This window comes from Allobosea sp. GW823-FHT01F03, from assembly GCF_058798075.1.
This window is the reverse complement of record NZ_CM179505.1, coordinates 777,768-795,124: the sequence shown is the minus strand read 5'-3', so window position 1 is coordinate 795,124 and position 17,357 is coordinate 777,768. Positions and strand designations below refer to the sequence as shown.

The window sequence follows — 17,357 nt, the reverse complement described above, 5'->3', positions numbered from 1 at the left end:
TCCCTTGTTTTGAGGCAAGGAGGCCATTATGGGGCCCGGACATTTCACGGACGATTTCAAGCGTGACGCGGTCGCGCGGATCACGGAGCGGGGCTACCCGGTTGCAGAGGTGTCCAAGCGGCTCGGCGTGAGCCAGCACTCGCTTTACGCCTGGAAGCGGAAGTTCTCGAAGCCACCGGCCCCGGCTGGTGTTGACCAGGCTGCGGAGATCCGCCGTCTGAAGGCGGAGCTGGCGCGGGTCACCGGGGAGCGCGACATCCTAAAAAAAGCCACCGCGTATTTCGCCAAGGATGCAAAGTGAGATACGCGTTTGTGGCCGAGCATCGCCGCCAATTCCCGGTGCGGGCGATGTGTCGCTGTCTGCGCATCCAGCCCAGCGGTTTCTATGCCTGGCTGAAGAACCCGTTGAGCCGGAGAGCTCGGGAGGATGCGCGCCAGATCGAGCTTCTCGATAAGGCCTGGAAGGAGAGCGGCCGGGTCTATGGCTACCGCAAGCTGCATGACGACCTGCTCGATCAGGGCGAGACCAGTTGCGCCAACCGCGAGCGAATCCGCCGCAAAACCTACCGGACGCGCGAAGAGGCAAGGCAGGACGTGTTCGACTACACCGAGATGTTCTACAACCCAAAGCGCAAGCACGTCAGGAACGGGATGCTGTCACCCGTCGAGTACAAACGGCAGCACGATACGTAGCCCGATGGCGCCAACGAAACTCGGGGCTATTCAGGGTACGCAAGAGCGGGAAGCATCAGGCATTCAAGACTTACGTCCTCGCGAGGAGGGCAGCGCTTCGCTTGTTTAAAGAGGCCGGAGGAGCGGAACACGCTCACATCCTCGACCAGACCGGGGAGGCCTCGTGATGCCCAAGAAGGCCGCCACCCATAGCCGCGCTGACGTGAAAGCCATGTGGAAGCTCATGAAGGACATGGGCGAAGAGCCCGTATCGGTGAAGCATCACCCTGACGGCACGTTCCGCATCATGACGAAGAAGCACGCGGAGATCAGGGAAAAGGCCCTCGGCACGCTCGAAACCAATTCATGGGACGAGGTATTGACCCATGGCGAAGCATAAGCGCCCGCAGTACCTCCACGTCTACAAGGACCGTCACGGCACGGAGCGCATCTACTTCAATCGGCCGGGTTTCCCGAAGGTGGCCCTACCCTGCCCGCTATATTCGGAAGAGTTCCGGACCGCCTATCACAAGGCCAAGGCCGGAACCCTGCCGAAGCCCATGGAGATCGGTGCCGCCCGCACCATTCCCGGCAGCATGTCCGATCTCATCTGGAAGTATTTCAAGGCCCCGGAGTTCAAGAGCCTCGGCGAAACGACACAGAAGGTTGTCCGGCGGCAGCTCGACACCTTTCGGGAGAAGCACGGCCATCGTCCCGTGCGAGGTTTCGAGCGCAAGCACGCAAAGGCGATCATTGGCGACATGTCCGACCGCATGCACGAACAAGAAGATCGTCGCGATCACCGGCCATACGACCGACGCTCAGGTGAACCTCTACACGAAGGCGGCCAGTCAGTAGCTACTCTCCAACAAGGCCATGCGGGCACTTCAGGAGAGTGAACAGGGAACAAAATCTGCTACCCTGAAACCGGCGGTTAGCAAATCAGGGAGCTAAGGCTTTGAAATCATTCCCTCTGGAAGGGAAGGTGGCGCGCCATTCCGAACAAAACTGCGAACACCTATATAATTGAACTAACGATATAATTTCTATGTTCGCAGGCAAAAATCAACATAGCGAATGTGGTTTGAATCCGCGATGTCGCGGGTGCGGCTCGTTTCAGAACATCACAACATACGCTTTCGTGCCGTTCTCCTTGAGCAGCCAGCGGAAGGCATTGCTGTCGTAGTCCTTGTCGCCATCGAGGATACGCGCCGGCGGCACTGCTTGGGCAGTGCCGCTCCGGCCACGCAGTCAACGACTTGGCCGCCGCTAAGCGAGAAGGCGATCCAGCTAGGACGCGTCGCGGATTCGCCCGAGGATGTGGTCGGAGATGATGCGCATCTGTATCTCCGACGTCCCCTCGAATATCTTGGTCAGCCTTGCGTCTCGCCAGTGGCGCTCGACCTGATTGAGGGTCGTGTAGCCTCCACCACCGAGAATCTGCAGCGCTTCGCTGGTCACGCGCTCCGACATCTCCGAGGCGAAGAGCTTCACCATCGACGCTTCCTTGTCGCAGCGCTCGCCTTGATCGATCTTGTTGCAGACCGAGTACATTAGCGCGCGCGCCGCTTCGATCTTGGTAGCCATGTTTGCGATCTTGAAGCGTATCGCCTGGAATGAGGAGATTGCCTGCCCGAACTGGCGACGCTGCTGCGCATAGCCGACCGCATCATCCAGGCCAGCCTGCGCCAATCCGATCGAACGGGCTGCCGTATGAGCGCGCGCGGTTTCGAGCCCGGCCGTCGCAAGATAGAAGCCGCGTCCTTCCTCGCCAATCAGATTGGCCGCCGGCACCCGGCACTTGTCGAAGGCCAGTTCCCATGTCGACCAACCGAAATAGCCGATCTTGGGTATCGTGTTGCCCGACACCCCCTCCGGCAGTTGGCCACGCGGCTTCTCGACCATGAAGGCCGAAATGCCCCGATGGGGAGCCTTGGGATCGACGGTCTTTTCCGTACGGGCAAACACCATGATGAAGTCGGCGCCGTCCGCAAAGGTGCACCAGTATTTGTTGCCGGAGATTTCCCACTCGTCGCCGACGCGCGTCGCCCGGCACGAGATGTTTGCCACGTCCGAACCAGCATCGGGCTCCGACAGCGAGAATGCGCCGAGGAAATCACCCCGCGCCATGCGTGGCAGGTAGACCGTCTTCTGCTCTGGTGTCATCGCCTTGAGCGACCCGATCAGCGCGTTTCCGCGTGCGATCAGCGACGCAACGCTCATCCAGCCGCGCGCCAACTCCTCCGCAACGAGGCAGTACTCGAAGGCGCCGAGGCCGAGGCCGCCATATTCCTCAGGAATTAGAATCCCGAAATAGCCGAGTTCCGCCATCTGCTCGATAAGCTCTGCGGGAATCTCCCCCTTGACCGGATCGAGCCGGTCGGCGATCGGACGAACGACTTCGCGGGTAAATTCGCGCGCCGAACTCTGGATCAGCCGGCGTTCCTCGGACAATTCGGACATTTTGGCGCAATCCTTGCTACGATCCGGTTTCGATCAACTGTTGCTGGCCGGCGCAACGATCGCGCTGGCCCCGCTCAGAACGTGATGCCGTTTGCGATGAGATCGCGGGCGACGGTTCGCTTCTGGATCTCGCTCGTGCCGTCGGGAATCCTCATCGAGCGCGTGAAGCGGTAGCCCTGCTCGAGCCGCAGCTCGTTGGTCAGTCCCATTCCGCCATGCACCTGCATGCAGCGATCGAAGACGCGGTTGGAACTGTCCGTGCAATGCTGCTTGACGAGCGACGTCTCGGCTAGCGCGCGCTCGCCGCGCTCGAGCCTCAGCGCGCAGTCGACGAGCATCGTCTCGGCGGCATAGATGTCCGAGGCACTTTCGGCGAGCAGCATCTGCACGGCCTGGTGCTCGGCGATCGGCCTGCCGAACGTCTTGCGCACTTTCGCATATTCGATCGCCTGCACGAGCGCCCAGCGCGCAAGCCCCACGCAGGTGGCGGACATGCCAAGCCGGCCGGTATTCACACCCTTGAGGGCGACTTTCAGGCCCTGATCGACGGCACCAAGCCGGTAACGGTCGGGCACGCGCAGGCCGTCGAAGGCCAGGATGCCGATCTCGGCCCCCAAATGTCCCATGATCGGAATCGTGGAGACAGCGCTGAAACCTGCCCATGTCGTGTCGACGAAGAAGCCGGTTATGCCGCCCTTACGCTGCGCGAACAGCTCGGGATCCGTGATCGCGAAGATCATCGCATAGTCAGCATAGGGGCCGTTGGTGATCCATTGCTTCGAGCCGGAAATGACCCAGTCATCTCCGTCGCGCACGGCGCGGGTCTTGATACTGAACACATCCGAACCGGCATCCGGCTCCGAAAGGCCGAAGCACAGCGTCTTCTCGCCGGACGCTATCTGCTGCAGATGGCCGGCGCGCACATCGGCGTCGAGGAAGGTCAGCAGCGGTGACAGTCCATTGGTGAAGGGCGAAGGGACAACCACCGGATGGATCAGCGTGCGACCGGGGCCGCAATGAGCTGCCAACAGCCAGTTGAGATACGCCGATGCAAGCGGACCGAGCCCGCCCCCGCCGATCTCTTCCGGACCGAACATCGTGTAGAAGCCGGCCTCGGCCGATTTCATACGCACCTCGCGCTTGAGCGCCTCGACTGCCGGCGTGAAGCGGCCGGTTTCGTCGAACATCGTCCGCTCGGAGGCAAAGATCGATTTGTTCGCCGTCTCGATAGGAACGATCTCCTGTTCCACGAAACGGATCAGGCTTTCGCCGACCTGGACGACGTCTTCGGGCAAGGACGACAGATTCATGTCACTCTTTCTCGATAACGAATTTCGGAAGCGTCAGATCTGCCGCGACATCGTCGAACTTCACGCGAACACGATCTCCGATCCTCACGCTGTCGACATCGGCGGTAATGATATTGGTCAGCATGCGCGGGCCCTCATCGAGGGCGATCATGGCGACCACATAGGGCACGTCGGCCGCGAAGGCCGGGCCGGCGGGCTTGCGCGCGATGGTGTAGGAGTAGATCTCGCCGCGCCCCGAGACATCGGTCCATTCAAGCTCGTCCGAATGGCAGTGCGGGCACAGTTCGCGCGGATAGAAGTGGTGCTGATTGCACGCCTTGCAGCGCGGGATCGACAGTCGATGCTGCTTCGTCGCATTCCAGAAGGGCTCGCTGCCGGGGTCGATGACCGGCTTGGGCTTTTCGTAGGTGTCCGTCATGGCCGGGCGCTCAGTTGTTCGAGAGGATCACGGTCGCGCCGGATGACAGCGTACCGCCGGTTCCGTGGACGAGCGCGATGGACGGATCCGCCACCTGGCGTGCGCCGGACTGCCCGCGCAGCTGGCGGACGGCTTCCACGAGAAGGAAGATGCCGTACATGCCGGGATGGCAGAACGAGAGCCCGCCGCCATTGGTGTTGAGCGGGAAGGCGCCGCCAGGAGCCGTCCTCTGGCCCGAGACGAACGCTCCGCCCTCGCCGGGCTTGCAGAACCCCAGCGCCTCCAGGGTCATCAGCACCGTGATGGTGAAAGAGTCGTAGCATTCGACCACATCGATCGCGTCATGGCCGATACCGGCCATCTCGAAGGCGCGTTTCGAAGCCATCTCCGCGGCGGTGAGCCGGGCGAGATCCGGCATCGCACCGATCGACCAATGGGTATGCGCCTCGCCATAGCCGCGCACATGGATCGGCTTCACGCCATGCGCCCTGGCATTCTCCGCCGTCGTCATCACGATGGCGCCGGCACCGTCGGTGACGAGGCAGCAATCGAGCAGTTTCAGCGGATCCGAGATCGGCGTCGATGCCATCACATCGTCGACGGTGATCGGGTCGCGCATCATCGCTGCCGGATTCAGGCTGGCCCAATGGCGCGTCGCGACCGCGATCTCGGCGAGCTGCTCCTCCGTGGTGCCGAACTCGTGCATGTGCCGGCGCGCGGCGAGGGCATAGCCGCCGACCGGCGCCGGAATGCCCCAGATGTTCTCGAACTGCATCGTCAGAATGGACGGGCGCCCGCCCAGCGTGCGGCTGCGCTCGCTCTTCTGCATCGAGCCGTAGACGATGAGCGCGACGTCGCAATAGCCCTTCTCGATCGCCATGGCCGCGTGAGCGACATGCGCCTCGAAGGCCGATCCGCCGATATTGGTCGTGTCCGCAAAGCGCGGATGTATGCCGAGATACTCTCCCAGCGTCAGCGATGGCAGCTGGCCGGGGCCGGGTACGGCCCAGAGGCCGGCAACCAGAAGACCGTCGACATCGCGCATCGGGATGCGCGCATCATCGAGCGCGGCCTTTGCCGCACGGGCCTGGACCTGCAGCACGGACCCGCCGCCGACGACCCGGCCATTTTCCAGGGGGACGTCGCCGACCCCGACAATCACAGCTTCGCGCATGTTGAGCTTCCAGTTTTCGTATCGAGGTGGATGGCGTACCCGGTGAGGATCAGGCGTTCGCCGGCGGTCACGCGCAGCTTGATGCGAAGGCATTCCTGCCCGTCGCGCTCGACATGCTCCTCGGCGACACCGCTGATCTCGACGGTATCGCCGACGAAGACGGGCCCGACGAAGGTGACCTCGATCTCGCCGGCCTCGTCGAAACGCCCGCCGCTCCACCGGTTCAGCATGTCGGCGACATAGGCCAGCGTCATGAGCCCGTGGGCGATGGTTCGCCCGAACGGGCTCTTCGCCGCATAAACCGGATCGACGTGGATCGGATTGAAGTCACCCGATGCCTGGGCGTACCGGTCGATGGTCGCCTGATCGACCGTGCGAACAAGCGCAAGCGACGCCGCCGTCATTGGTCGGGCCCCCAGATCGAGGTTATGCGCCCGGTTGCGACCAGCGCACCATCGTCTCCATAGGCGCGGAAATCGGACACCACATAGGGTCGGTCCTTGCGCGTGTACTTCTCGACGACCTCGGCCTGGATCGACAGGATCTCGTCGATCCGGACCGCCCGATGGAAGCGGATCGACTGCTTCGCATGAATGCCGCCCGGCGGGCTGCGGCGCGCCGTCAGCAGGTCGATCAGATAGACGGAAGCGATCATCGACGGGACCCGTCGGGGGCCCTCGCTGAAACTGTCGGTCGCCGCCAGAAAGCGATCGACGACATGCGCTTCGATCCGGAAGGCCAGCGGCTGCGGCGGAAAGACGTCGCCGACGCAAACATCCGCATATCGACGATATTCCGCCATCTCTCAGACAGGCATCCAGGGGAACACGTCGCGCGACACCTCCAGCGGCAGGAAGGACGGCCGCAGGGCCGGCAGCATGTGGTCGCGCAGCGTCTCCGGGGTCCAGCCTTCGGAACGGTGCACCGAGCGCGACGGCCTCGGCTGACTCATCAGGAAGATCTCGTTGCCGCGAACCGCAAAGATCTGGCCGGTGACCTCGCTCGCGGCGTCGCTCGCAAGAAAGGCCGCCACCGGCGCGATCTTGTCGGGCGTGAGCATCTTCAGGCCCTTGAGACGCTCCTCCTGATCGGGCGTGTTCGGGATGGAGCCGACCATCCGGCTCCACGCGAACGGAGAGATGCAGTTCGAACGGACATTGAATCTGGCCATATCGAGCGCCAGGGACTTGGACAGACCGACGATGCCGAGCTTCGCCGCCGAATAATTGGCCTGGCCGACATTGCCCACCAGCCCCGACGTAGAGGTCATGTTGACGAAGACACCGCTCTCCTGCCTCCGGAAATGCTCGGCGGCGGCCCGGCTGACATAGAAGCTGCCATAGAGGTGCACTTTGATGACGGTGTCCCAGTCCTCATCCGTCATCTTGTGGAAGAAGGCATCGCGCAGGATTCCGGCATTGTTCACGACGATGTCGATGCGGCCGAATGTATCGACGGCGCGCTGCACCATCGCCCGCGCAGACGCCGATTCCGAGACGCTGCCGAAATCCGCCACCGCCTCGCCGCCGGCGGACACGATATCGTTGACAACTTCATTAGCCGGCGCATTTGTTTCATTCTTGCCGTCCAGCGAGACGCCGGGATCGTTCACCACGACCCGGGCGCCGCGCTGGGCCATCATCAACGCGATCTCGCGACCGATGCCGCGACCGGCGCCGGTGATGAGTGCGACCTTGTTTTCGAGCATCTTCGGCATATGCGTATTTCAGCCCTCAGGATTTGCCTGCACCCCGGTGCAGCGTCGCCCCTTCAGACGGGCGGCCCCTGCACTCCCTGCCGTCCTTGAGGAACCCGCTCTCGATCTCAGAGGGGCTCTCTGCGGCACATCAATATAACTAACATGCGTTTGAAAATGATGCAACAGCCTATCCCACCGGCCCGCAATTTCGTCATGCCGGCCCGAACACACCGAGGCGCCGTGCCTGCCATTTTGGGGCTTTACCCTTTTCTTTTCTAACTATAGTTAGTTTTATAACAAAATGGTTCCGGTACAGCGCGGCACAAGCGGACTCCGAATGTCGCGCCGTAATACCGGCCGCCAGAGCGCTGGCGTCACAGTGGGAGAAGCTGTCATGGTAAGCAAAATCAAGCGCTTGCGGCGCTGCCAACTGGCCGTCCCGGGATCCAGCGAGAAGATGCTGGCGAAGGCCGCGGCGATGGACGTCGATCACGTCTTCCTGGACCTTGAGGACGCCGTTGCGCCCAACGCCAAGGTGTCGGCCCGCGCGCTGATCGTCACCGCACTGAACTCGCTCGACTTTGGCCATTCGGTGCGCTGCGTGCGCATCAACGACCTCGACAGCCATTATGCCTATGAAGACATCATTGCGGTCGTCGAGGGCGCCGGCGCCAATCTCGACACGATCCTGGTGCCGAAGGTGCGCAGCGCCTGCGATGTGCGCTTCGTCGACCGGCTGCTGACGCAGATCGAGACGAAGCTCGGCCTGCCGCACAGGATCGGCATTGAGGTGCTGATCGAGGAGGCCGAGGCCATCATGCGCGTCGAGGAGATCGCCGGCGCATCGCCGCGTCTCGAGGCCCTGATTTTCGGCATGGGCGACTATTCCGCCTCGCAGGGCATCGATCCGCGCGCGATCTCCGCCGATAGCGGCTATCCCGGCGACATCTGGCACTATGCCCGCTACAAGATGATCATCGCCGCCCGCACCTTCGGTCTCGATCCGGTCGACGGCCCATTCGTCAGCTTCAAGGACAGCGACTGGTACGAGACGGAATGCGTCCGTGCCAAGCAGCTGGGCGCTGTCGGCAAATGGGCGATCCACCCTAGCCAGATCGCGATCGCGCAGAAGGTGTTCAGCCCCACGCAGGACGAGGTGGACCGCGCCTACCGCGCCGTCGCAGCCTATCGCGACGCGCAGGCACAGGGGCTGGGAGCCATCCAGGTGGACGGGCAGATGGTGGACGTGGCCACCGTGCGTCTCGTCCAGCGCACGATCGATCAGGCCGAGCTCGCCGGCATCAGGCCGTCGGAGGGAATCTGATGGCCATGACCAAGTCCAGCTCGGGGAATTTTTTCGAAGATTTCCGCCTGGGGCAGCAACTGCCCCATGCCGTCCCGCGCACCGTCACAACCGGGGATGTCGCGCTCTACTCGGCGCTATACGGCATGCGGTTCCCGATCCAGTCATCCGACGCCTTCGCGCGCGCAACCGGGCTCTCCCGGGCTCCGGTCGACAACCTGCTGCTCTTCCACGTGATCTTCGGCAAGACCGTCCCGGATATCTCGCTGAATGCGGTCGCCAATCTCGGCTATGCCGATTGCCGGCTTCTACGGCCGGCCTATCCCGGCGACAGCTTCACGGCGTGTTCCGAGGTCATCGGCCTGCGCGAGAATGGCAGCGGCAAGACCGGAATCGTCTATGTGCGCTCGACCGGGTTCAAGCAGACCGGCGAGGCGGTGCTCAGCTTCGTCCGCTGGGTGATGGTCGCCAAGCGCGATCACGGCAGAGCTACGCCGGCTCCTGTCGTGCCCGAACTGCCGACGGCGGTCGATGCCGCGGCCCTGGTCGTGCCCGATGGCTTCAATGCCTCCGGATATGACCGCGTCCTTGCCGGCAGCCTCGATCTCTTCGACGATTACGCGATCGGCGAACGCATCGACCATATCGACGGCATGACGATCGAGGAAGCCGAGCATCAGATCGCGACGCGCCTCTATCAGAACACCGCCAAAGGCCATTTCGACGCGGTTGTGCAGCGCGCCGGCCGCTTCGGGCGCCGCATCGTCTATGGCGGCCACATCATGTCGCTCGCGCGCTCGCTGTCCTTCAACGGTCTTGCCAACGCCGCCTTCATCGCAGCGATCAATGGCGGCCGGCACGTCAATCCCGCCGCCGCAGGCGACACGATCTATTGCTGGTCCGAGGTCCTCGACAAGCAGGCGCTCGCCGGACGTGACGATGTCGGGGCGCTGCGGCTGCGGACCGTGGCCGTCAAGGATCACGGCTGCGAAGCCTTCCCCGCGCCGGATGCCGACGAGGGCGCCTCGGTGCTGCTGGATATCGACTACTGGGCACTGATGCCGCGTACCGCTCTCGACACTGCGGCGAGCAACGGCGTCGCGCGTCCTCCGGCCATTCACGCCTAGCATAAAGGCCTTTTGCGCATGACACGCAGCTTCCGCCGCCGGCGCTCCGCGCTCTACCTCCCGGCCTCGAATGCGAAGGCGCTCGCCAAGGTCGCGTCACTTGCCTGTGACGCGACGATCTTCGATCTCGAGGATGCGGTGGCACCCGAAGCCAAGGCCGAGGCACGCGCCAATCTTCTGGCGCATTTTCACGTGGGAGCCTTCGGCACCGGCCAGGAGCGGGTCATTCGCGCGAACCTGTCCGACGGCTTCGTCGACAGCGAGGACCTGGCACTGGTCCTGCGGAGCGCACCGCACGCCCTGCTCATCCCGAAGGTCGAAACCGCCGAGCAACTGCGCCACACCCGCAAGGCGCTGGACGCAGGCGGCGGGCATGACATCAGGCTCTGGGCGATGATCGAGACGCCGCGCGCCATCGTAGGGCTTCGCGACATCGTCCAGGGCGCCACTCGCCACGATGTCGGTCTGGACTGCCTCGTCGCGGGAACCAACGATCTCTCGAAGGAAACCGGCGTGCCGCTTCCATTGGGACGCCGGACGATCGAGCATTGGCTGGCCCTCATCGTCATCCACGCCAAGGCCGGCGGAATCGACGTGCTGGACGGCGTCTACAACGACTTCAACGACGAGGCTGGCTTCATGCAGGCCTGCCGTGACGGCGCGCTCTCCGGCTTCGACGGCAAGACCCTCATCCACCCAAGGCAGATTGCGCCGGCCAACGCAGCCTTCGCGCCCTCCACGGAGGCGATCGCCGAAGCCCAGGCGATCGTGCGGGCCTTCGCCGATCCGGCCAATAGCGGAAAGGGCGTCATCTCGATCGACGGCAAGATGACGGAGTTGCTGCATCTGGAGATGGCACGCCGGACGCTGGCGAAACTGAACTGAGGCGAGCGCGGGGCGCGAACAGGCCGCCGGGTGGCGTCGTCAGCTGACGACGCCACCCTTCCTTAGCCGGGCAATGTCGGATGCCGAGAAGCCGCAGCCGGCCAGGATCGTATCGTTGTGCTCTCCCGCCAGCGGCGCTCGATGCACGACGCCGCCGGGTGTCGCCGTCATGCGGATCGGGGTCGAGGCAATGGTCACCGGGCGCGCGGAACCGGGATGCTCGACCTCGACCAGCATTTCGCGCGCCTTCAGGTGCGGATCCACGAAAATGTCGGCGGCCGTATTCACCTCGCCATAGGGCACGCGCACCCCGAGCGCCTGGCCGATCTGCGCCTTGGTAAGCTGCCGAGTCCAGCTTTCGACGATCTCCACCGTCTGGGCGCTGTTCTGCAGCCTGTCCGCATTCGTCCGGAAACGCGGATCACTTGCCAGCTCCGGGCGGCCCATGACCGTCACGAGTTCGGTCCAGAAGCTGTCACGCGGACAGGCGATCGTGACCCGGCCGTCGAGCGCCGGAAACATGCCGAACGGACACAGGATGGGGTGCTGATTGCCCTCGGGAACCGGTGATCGACCGGTATAGGAATACTGGTAGACCGCCCGCTCGCACAGCGACACGATGCCGTCATACATGGCCACGTCGAGGAACTGCCCCTGTCCGCTCAGCACGGCATGGCGGTGAGCGGCAAGGATGCCGAAGGCAGCGAGCGTGGCCGGAAAGATGTCCCCGATCCCCGGGCCGATCTTCATCGGCGTCGTCGCATCGGGGCCGGTGATGCCCATCGCGCCCCCCATCGCCTGCGCCACCACATCGAAGGCCGGCCGATCGACATAGGGGCTCGCGCCGGTGCGCGGGTCACCGAAGCCGCGGATCGCGGCGTAGACGAGACGCGGATTCTCCCTGGCCAGCGTCTCATAGCCGACGCCGAGCCGGTCCATCACACCGGCCCGGAAATTCTCAACCAGCACGTCTGCGTCGCGGGCGAGGCGGATCAGGATGTCGCGCCCCTCCGGCTTCTTGAGATCGACCGTGAGGCTAAGCTTGTTACGGTTAGTGCCCTGGAAATACCCGCCGAAATGACGCTCGGTATCGTCTTCCGGAAACGGACCGAAGCGCCGCGTCGGATCGCCTTCCACCGGCTCGATCTTGATGACCTCTGCGCCGTGATCCGCCAGCATCATCGTGCAGTACGGTCCGGCAAGCATCTGCGTCAGGTCTATGACGCGGATGCCGGTGAGGGCGCCGGGCATGTCAAAGCGCCGCTTCGAGTTCGGGCAGGATGGTGAAAAGGTCACCGACGATACCGTAGTCCGCGACCTGGAAGATCGGGGCTTCATCGTCCTTGTTGATGGCGACGATGATTTTCGAATCCTTCATGCCCGCCAAATGCTGGATGGCGCCGGAAATTCCAGCCGCAATGTAGAGCTCGGGCGCGACGACCTTGCCGGTCTGGCCGACCTGCCAATCGTTCGGCGCGTAGCCCGCATCCACGGCCGCACGCGAGGCACCGACGGCCGCACCGAGCGTGTCGGCAACCGGCTCGATCACCGTCTTGAAATTCTCCGTCGAGCCGAGGGCGCGGCCGCCCGCGATGATGATCCTGGCTGCAGCGAGGTTGGGGCGGTCGCTGACAGAGAGCTTGTTTTCGATGAAGCTTGACAGCTCGGGATCAGCCACCGCCTGGATGCTCTCCACCGAGGCCGAGCCACCCTCGCCCGCCGCCTGGAAGGATGCCGTGCGCACGGTAATCACCTTCTTCGCGTCGCGCGTCCGCACCGTCTGGATTGCGTTTCCGGCATAGATCGGCCGCTTGAAAGTGTCTGGCGAGACCACGTCGACGATCTCTGAAACCTGAGCCACGTCGAGCAGGGCTGCGATCCGCGGCGCCACGTTCTTACCCGAGGCCGTAGCCGGCGCGACGATCGTGTCGTAGCCGCTGGCCAGCGAAACCACCAGCGCGGCCAGCGGCTCGGCAAGCCGCTCAGTCAGCTCGTCCGCATCGGCGAGGAGCACCTTGCGGACGCCTTGCAGCTTGGCGGCGGCTGCCGCCGGGCCTGCCGCGCCCTTGCCCGCCACCAGCACGTCGACCTCGGAACCGATCCTGGCCGCGGCCGCGAGTGCCTTGCCGGTTTGTTCGGACAGCGTCGCGTTGTCATGTTCGGCGATCAGCAGAATTGCCATTGTCTTGTCCTTTGAGGTTCGCTGCGGCGCTGGCGGCCATCGCCCCGATCGGAGGGTGGCGACGCGTCGTGATACAGCGCATGCGAGCGGGGGAGTGTAGGAAATGGACCTGGGCCGCGGTGGCCATGCCGGGCGCCTTCGACAGGCGCCAGCGACGAAGGGGACCGGTGCTACAGCACTCCGGCTTCGTTCTTCAGCTTGTCCACCAGCTCGGCCACCGTCTTGACCTTGACGCCTGCCTTGCGGCCGCCCGGCTCCTCTGTCTTGAGCACCTCAAGCCGCGCCGTCACGTCGGCGCCGAAATCGGCCGGGACCTTCTCCTCGAGCGGCTTCTTCTTCGCCTTCATGATGTTCGGCAGCGAGGCATAGCGCGGCTCGTTGAGCCTGAGGTCCACCGTTACGATCGCCGGCATCTTCAGCTCGACCGTCTGCAGGCCGCCATCGACCTCGCGCGTCACCCGAGCTCGGTCGCCGGCCAGCTCCACCTTCGAGGCGAACGTGCCCTGCGCCCAGCCCAGAAGCGCCGCCAGCATCTGGCCGGTCTGGTTGCTGTCATCGTCGATCGCCTGCTTGCCGAGGATCACCAGACCGGGCTGCTCGGCCTCGACCACGCCCTTGAGCACCTTGGCAACGCCGAGCGGCTCGACGACGCCCTCCTCCTTGACCAGGATCGCCCGGTCCGCCCCCATAGCCAGCGCCGTCCGCAGCGTCTCGCTCGACTGTGCCGGGCCGATCGAGACGACGATGACCTCCTCGGCCTTGCCCGCTTCCTTCAGGCGGATTGCCTCTTCCAGCGCGATCTCGTCGAAAGGGTTCATCCCCATCTTGACGTTGGCAAGCTCGACGCCGGAACCGTCCGGCTTGACGCGAACCTTCACGTTCGCGTCGATAACCCGCTTGACCGGCACAACCACTTTCATTGCAGATCTCCAGCTACCGTCACCAGCGCCCCGCGCGGTGATCCGAAACAGTTCAGGGGCCATTCCTCGTCCGACGCTGCTCTAGGCCGGATGGAGCCGTCGCACCCCGCCATCGTCGCGCCATGCCATCCATCCCTGCCCGACCATGTGGTTGACATGCGCAAGGGCCTCGCTGAAGGCGAAGCACACCTCGTAGCGATCAAGCGGACGCGTGAACAACACCGGTACGAGCTCAGCCACCGTCTTCGGGCGACCGCGGCACGCATCGGCGACGAGGTCGCAGCGGATGCGATGATGGGCGGCGAGCTCGCGGCAGCGCTGATGGAGCCCGTGGAATGGCAGCTGATGCCCGGCCAGCACCAAGGCTCCGGACGAGACGCGCCGCTCGAGCGCAGCAAGCGTGCTCAGATAAAGTCCAAGCGGATCGCCATCCGGCTCCACGGCCCAGACGCTGATATTCGGCGAGATCTTCGCGATGACCTGATCGGAGGCGAGCAGCAGCTCCTCTGCCGCGCAGTAGAGCATGACCACCTCGGGGGCATGCCCCTCGCCGACCAGGACCTCGAACCTGCGGGCTCCGATCACCAGTTCGTCGCCCGCGTGCAGTCGCCGGTAGCTAGGCGGAAGCGGCCCCACTGCCCGGCAAAATTCGTGCCGATGCTCGGAAATCAGCGGGAGCGCATCCTCCGCCATGCCATGGCGCCGGTAGAAATCCTGATAGAACGCGGCCTCGAACGCGCCGGGGTCGAGCGTCATGTTGACCGCATTGAAATAACTGCCCTGGCTCGTGAGCAGGGGAATGCCCAGGCGTCCGCACAGCCAGCCGGCGAGCCCGATGTGATCGGGATCATGATGCGTGACGATCAGCCTGGTAAAGGTCCAGCCCGCCAAGGGGCCGGCAAGCAGCGCGTCCCAGGTGCCCCGGGCGGCATCATCGGCGATTCCCGTGTCGACGATCGCCCAGCCGGTATCGTCCGCGATCAGGTAGACGTTGACGTGGTCTAGTCGGAAGGGCAGCGGAATCCGCAGCCACAGGAGGCCCGGGGCGACTTCGCGCACCTCTCCGCCGGGAGGAGGCTCCGGCCACGGGAAGTGAAGCTCGGCGTCCGCAGACGCCATCGCGTTCATTGTCATGTCATCCGCCTGCAAGATCTTTTTTGCCTCCCGACACGTCGCCGACGACGGGGCAGAACCGCCCCGCCATCCTGTCGGCTGTGTCCTCAGCGGAACGATGGCTTCCGGCGCTCGCGAAACGCTGCGATGCCCTCGGCCGCATCATTGCCCTGCAGGTAACGAACCGCAGCGTCGCATTCGAGCTTCATGGCTTCGGCGATCGGCAGGTCGGCGCCTTCGCGCGCCAATCGCTTCATCTCCGAGAGGCCGACACGCGAGCGCTTCGTCAGCTCGCGGCAGTATTTCATGGCCTCGCCGTGAAGCTCCTCGTCCGGCACGACATAGTTCACGAGCCCGACACGCTGCGCCTCGTCAGCATCCATCCAGCGGGCGGAATACATCAGGTCCAGCGCGCGCCGCATGCCGATGGCACGCGGAAGTCGCTGGCTTGCGCCCCAGCCCGGCACCAGCCCGAACCGCGCATGCTGGTCGCCGAAGCGCGCACCCTGCCCGGCGAAACAGATGTCGGCGGCGAGCATCAGCTCGAGACCGCCCGCCAGGCACAGCCCATGAACCGCCACGACGACAGGCAGAGGACTTGCCTCGAGCCGCATCATCGCCGCGTGGCCGAAGCCGATGAACCGATCCAGCGCCGCCGGATCGCCCAGCGTTTCGGTGATCTCCTGCAGATCCGCGCCGGTGCAGAAATGCTCCCCCCTCGCGCGCACCAGGATCGCCCTCACCGAGCCATCGGCCTCGAACGCTTCGCACGCCGCGTGGATCACCTCATGCGCCGCCAGCGACAGGCAGTTGAACTTGTCCGGCCGGTTGAGCTCGATGATGCCGACGCCGTCTTCGACCATCGTGATGACGGGCGCGCTCATTTTGCCGGCGCCTTCTGCTGCGCGTATTGCAGGGCGACGCGGCCGACCTTCTCTCGAGCGATGATCAGCTTTTGGATCTGCGCCGTGCCGTCACCGATCTGCAAGCCGAGCAGGTCGTTGTAGCGCTGGTGGAACGGCAGGCCGGTCGTATAGGCGAAGTGCCCGTGCAGCAGCAGGCACTGGTGGATGATCTCGCAGGTGACTTTCGGAATATACCATTTGCACATCGCCGCTTCGGTGGTGTGCTGACGCTGCGCGTCACGCAGCGCCAGGGTGTGGTAGCAGAGCTGCCGCATCATGGTCAGCTGGGTCTCGGCCTCCGCCAGCGGAAAGCTGACGCCCTCGTACTGCACGATCGGCGCGCCGAACGCCTGGCGCTCCTGGACATAGGCCCAGGTTTCGTCGACGGAAGCCTGGGCCGGGCCCACGCATTCCAGGCCGATGAGCGCGCGACTATAGTCGAAGCCGGCCATGATCGTTCCGAACGCGCGGTCCTGCTCGGCCATCAGGCATTCAGCGGGAACATGAACGTCGTCGAAGAAGATCGAGCCACGCCCGACCGGGCGCGTGCCGATATCGTCGAGATGTGTCCGCGAAATCCCCTGAGACCTCAGGTCGACGAAGAAGGCGCTCACGCCGCGCGAACCGCCGGCGGGATCGCCGGTGCGCGCAAACACCACGGCAGCGTCAGCCTGCGTCGCAAAGCTGATCGAGGTCTTCTCGCCATTGAGCCGCCAGCCATTGCCTGACTTCTCGGCACGCAGCTGGAGGTTGGCCGCATCCGAGCCGCCGCGCGGCTCGGTCAAGCCAAGCGCCACGATCCGCTCGCCGGCCACGATTTGCGGGATCCACTCGCGCGCGATGTCGGGCGCCGCGTGCTTCGCGACCATGCCGCCCATCAGCGAGGCGAGCAACTGGACATAGCTCATGTTGAAATCGCCATAGGCGATCTCTTCCATGATCAGGCCGGCAGTCACCGAACCGACACCAAGACCACCATACTCCTCCGGCAAATCCACGCCGATCAGGCCGAGAGCGCCCATTTCCTTGATGAGCGGCCAGTCCATCGAGTGCTGCGCCGCGCGCGCGATATAGCCCGCCTGGAGCCGCTCGCGCGCAAACCGGCGCGCCGTCTGGCGGAACTCTTGCTGCTCTTCAGTGTGGAATCCGTCCATCCGTGCCAGCTCCGATGCTCAGTTGGTCAATA

At 64.3% G+C, this 17,357-nt stretch carries 18 protein-coding genes and 1 pseudogene; 6 read left to right on the top strand and 13 right to left on the bottom strand.

Annotation, left to right across the window (positions count from 1 at the left end):
* Positions 1-28 precede the first annotated feature (28 nt).
* The 3 genes and pseudogenes from AC3RCC_RS03745 (at position 29) to AC3RCC_RS03735 (ending at position 1,571) form a co-directional block, all read left to right on the top strand.
* Positions 29-693 (top strand): annotated as a pseudogene (locus AC3RCC_RS03745) (transposase).
* Between the two features lie 166 nt (positions 694-859).
* Positions 860-1,072: a hypothetical protein gene (locus AC3RCC_RS03740; protein WP_492257630.1), complete on the top strand. Its 213-nt coding sequence runs from the start codon at positions 860-862 to the stop codon at positions 1,070-1,072.
* On the top strand, positions 1,059-1,571 hold the full coding sequence (locus AC3RCC_RS03735; protein ID WP_492257629.1) for a hypothetical protein: 513 nt from the start codon (positions 1,059-1,061) through the stop codon (positions 1,569-1,571). Before AC3RCC_RS03740 ends, AC3RCC_RS03735 begins: the two co-directional genes overlap by 14 nt.
* A 391-nt stretch (positions 1,572-1,962) precedes the next feature.
* Here AC3RCC_RS03735 and AC3RCC_RS03730 read toward each other — a convergent pair whose 3' ends face one another.
* From AC3RCC_RS03730 to AC3RCC_RS03700, 7 genes are all read right to left on the bottom strand, one after another.
* Positions 1,963-3,135, bottom strand: a complete 1,173-nt coding sequence (locus AC3RCC_RS03730) for an acyl-CoA dehydrogenase family protein (RefSeq protein WP_291642101.1) — start codon at positions 3,133-3,135, stop codon at positions 1,963-1,965.
* A 74-nt stretch (positions 3,136-3,209) separates the two neighbouring features.
* On the bottom strand, positions 3,210-4,445 hold the full coding sequence (locus AC3RCC_RS03725) for an acyl-CoA dehydrogenase family protein (protein WP_492257628.1): 1,236 nt from the start codon (positions 4,443-4,445) through the stop codon (positions 3,210-3,212).
* Between the two features lies 1 nt (position 4,446).
* Positions 4,447-4,863 (bottom strand): Zn-ribbon domain-containing OB-fold protein, encoded by a 417-nt coding sequence (locus AC3RCC_RS03720; protein ID WP_492257627.1) that lies wholly within the window; start codon positions 4,861-4,863, stop codon positions 4,447-4,449.
* 10 nt (positions 4,864-4,873) lie between these two features.
* A complete protein-coding gene (locus AC3RCC_RS03715) occupies positions 4,874-6,037 on the bottom strand; it encodes an acetyl-CoA acetyltransferase (protein WP_291642095.1) in 1,164 nt (387 codons plus the stop codon).
* Entirely contained in the window at positions 6,022-6,441 is a 420-nt protein-coding gene (locus AC3RCC_RS03710) for a MaoC family dehydratase (RefSeq protein WP_492257626.1), read from the bottom strand. Before AC3RCC_RS03710 ends, AC3RCC_RS03715 begins: the two co-directional genes overlap by 16 nt.
* A complete protein-coding gene (locus AC3RCC_RS03705; protein ID WP_492257625.1) occupies positions 6,438-6,839 on the bottom strand; it encodes a hypothetical protein in 402 nt (133 codons plus the stop codon). Before AC3RCC_RS03705 ends, AC3RCC_RS03710 begins: the two co-directional genes overlap by 4 nt.
* A gap of 3 nt (positions 6,840-6,842) precedes the next feature.
* Positions 6,843-7,754, bottom strand: a complete 912-nt coding sequence (locus AC3RCC_RS03700) for an SDR family oxidoreductase (protein WP_452118442.1) — start codon at positions 7,752-7,754, stop codon at positions 6,843-6,845.
* 283 nt (positions 7,755-8,037) lie between these two features.
* On the opposite strand from AC3RCC_RS03700, the gene AC3RCC_RS03695 reads away from it, so the two are divergent.
* From AC3RCC_RS03695 to AC3RCC_RS03685, 3 genes are read left to right on the top strand one after another with little or no spacing between them, the layout of a single operon-like run.
* A complete protein-coding gene (locus AC3RCC_RS03695) occupies positions 8,038-9,060 on the top strand; it encodes an HpcH/HpaI aldolase/citrate lyase family protein (protein WP_492257624.1) in 1,023 nt (340 codons plus the stop codon).
* A 5-nt stretch (positions 9,061-9,065) separates the two neighbouring features.
* The gene (locus AC3RCC_RS03690; protein ID WP_492258743.1) at positions 9,066-10,166 is read left to right on the top strand and encodes a MaoC family dehydratase; all 1,101 of its coding nucleotides are present in this window, start codon (positions 9,066-9,068) and stop codon (positions 10,164-10,166) included.
* A gap of 18 nt (positions 10,167-10,184) precedes the next feature.
* Entirely contained in the window at positions 10,185-11,051 is an 867-nt protein-coding gene (locus tag AC3RCC_RS03685) for an HpcH/HpaI aldolase/citrate lyase family protein (protein WP_492257623.1), read from the top strand.
* A 39-nt stretch (positions 11,052-11,090) separates the two neighbouring features.
* On the opposite strand, the gene AC3RCC_RS03680 is transcribed toward AC3RCC_RS03685, so the two are convergent.
* From AC3RCC_RS03680 to AC3RCC_RS03655, 6 genes are all read right to left on the bottom strand, one after another.
* A complete protein-coding gene (locus tag AC3RCC_RS03680) occupies positions 11,091-12,302 on the bottom strand; it encodes a CaiB/BaiF CoA transferase family protein (RefSeq protein WP_492257622.1) in 1,212 nt (403 codons plus the stop codon).
* Between the two features lies 1 nt (position 12,303).
* On the bottom strand, positions 12,304-13,233 hold the full coding sequence (locus AC3RCC_RS03675) for an electron transfer flavoprotein subunit alpha/FixB family protein (RefSeq protein WP_492257621.1): 930 nt from the start codon (positions 13,231-13,233) through the stop codon (positions 12,304-12,306).
* A 170-nt stretch (positions 13,234-13,403) separates the two neighbouring features.
* Entirely contained in the window at positions 13,404-14,153 is a 750-nt protein-coding gene (locus AC3RCC_RS03670) for an electron transfer flavoprotein subunit beta/FixA family protein (protein ID WP_492257620.1), read from the bottom strand.
* 81 nt (positions 14,154-14,234) lie between these two features.
* On the bottom strand, positions 14,235-15,281 hold the full coding sequence (locus AC3RCC_RS03665) for an MBL fold metallo-hydrolase (RefSeq protein WP_492257619.1): 1,047 nt from the start codon (positions 15,279-15,281) through the stop codon (positions 14,235-14,237).
* A 92-nt stretch (positions 15,282-15,373) separates the two neighbouring features.
* Positions 15,374-16,150, bottom strand: a complete 777-nt coding sequence (locus AC3RCC_RS03660) for an enoyl-CoA hydratase/isomerase family protein (RefSeq protein ID WP_291638635.1) — start codon at positions 16,148-16,150, stop codon at positions 15,374-15,376.
* Positions 16,147-17,325, bottom strand: coding sequence for an acyl-CoA dehydrogenase family protein (locus AC3RCC_RS03655; RefSeq protein WP_492257618.1), 1,179 nt, complete (start codon positions 17,323-17,325; stop codon positions 16,147-16,149). The genes AC3RCC_RS03660 and AC3RCC_RS03655 overlap by 4 nt, the downstream gene beginning before the upstream one ends.
* Positions 17,326-17,357 lie beyond the last annotated feature (32 nt).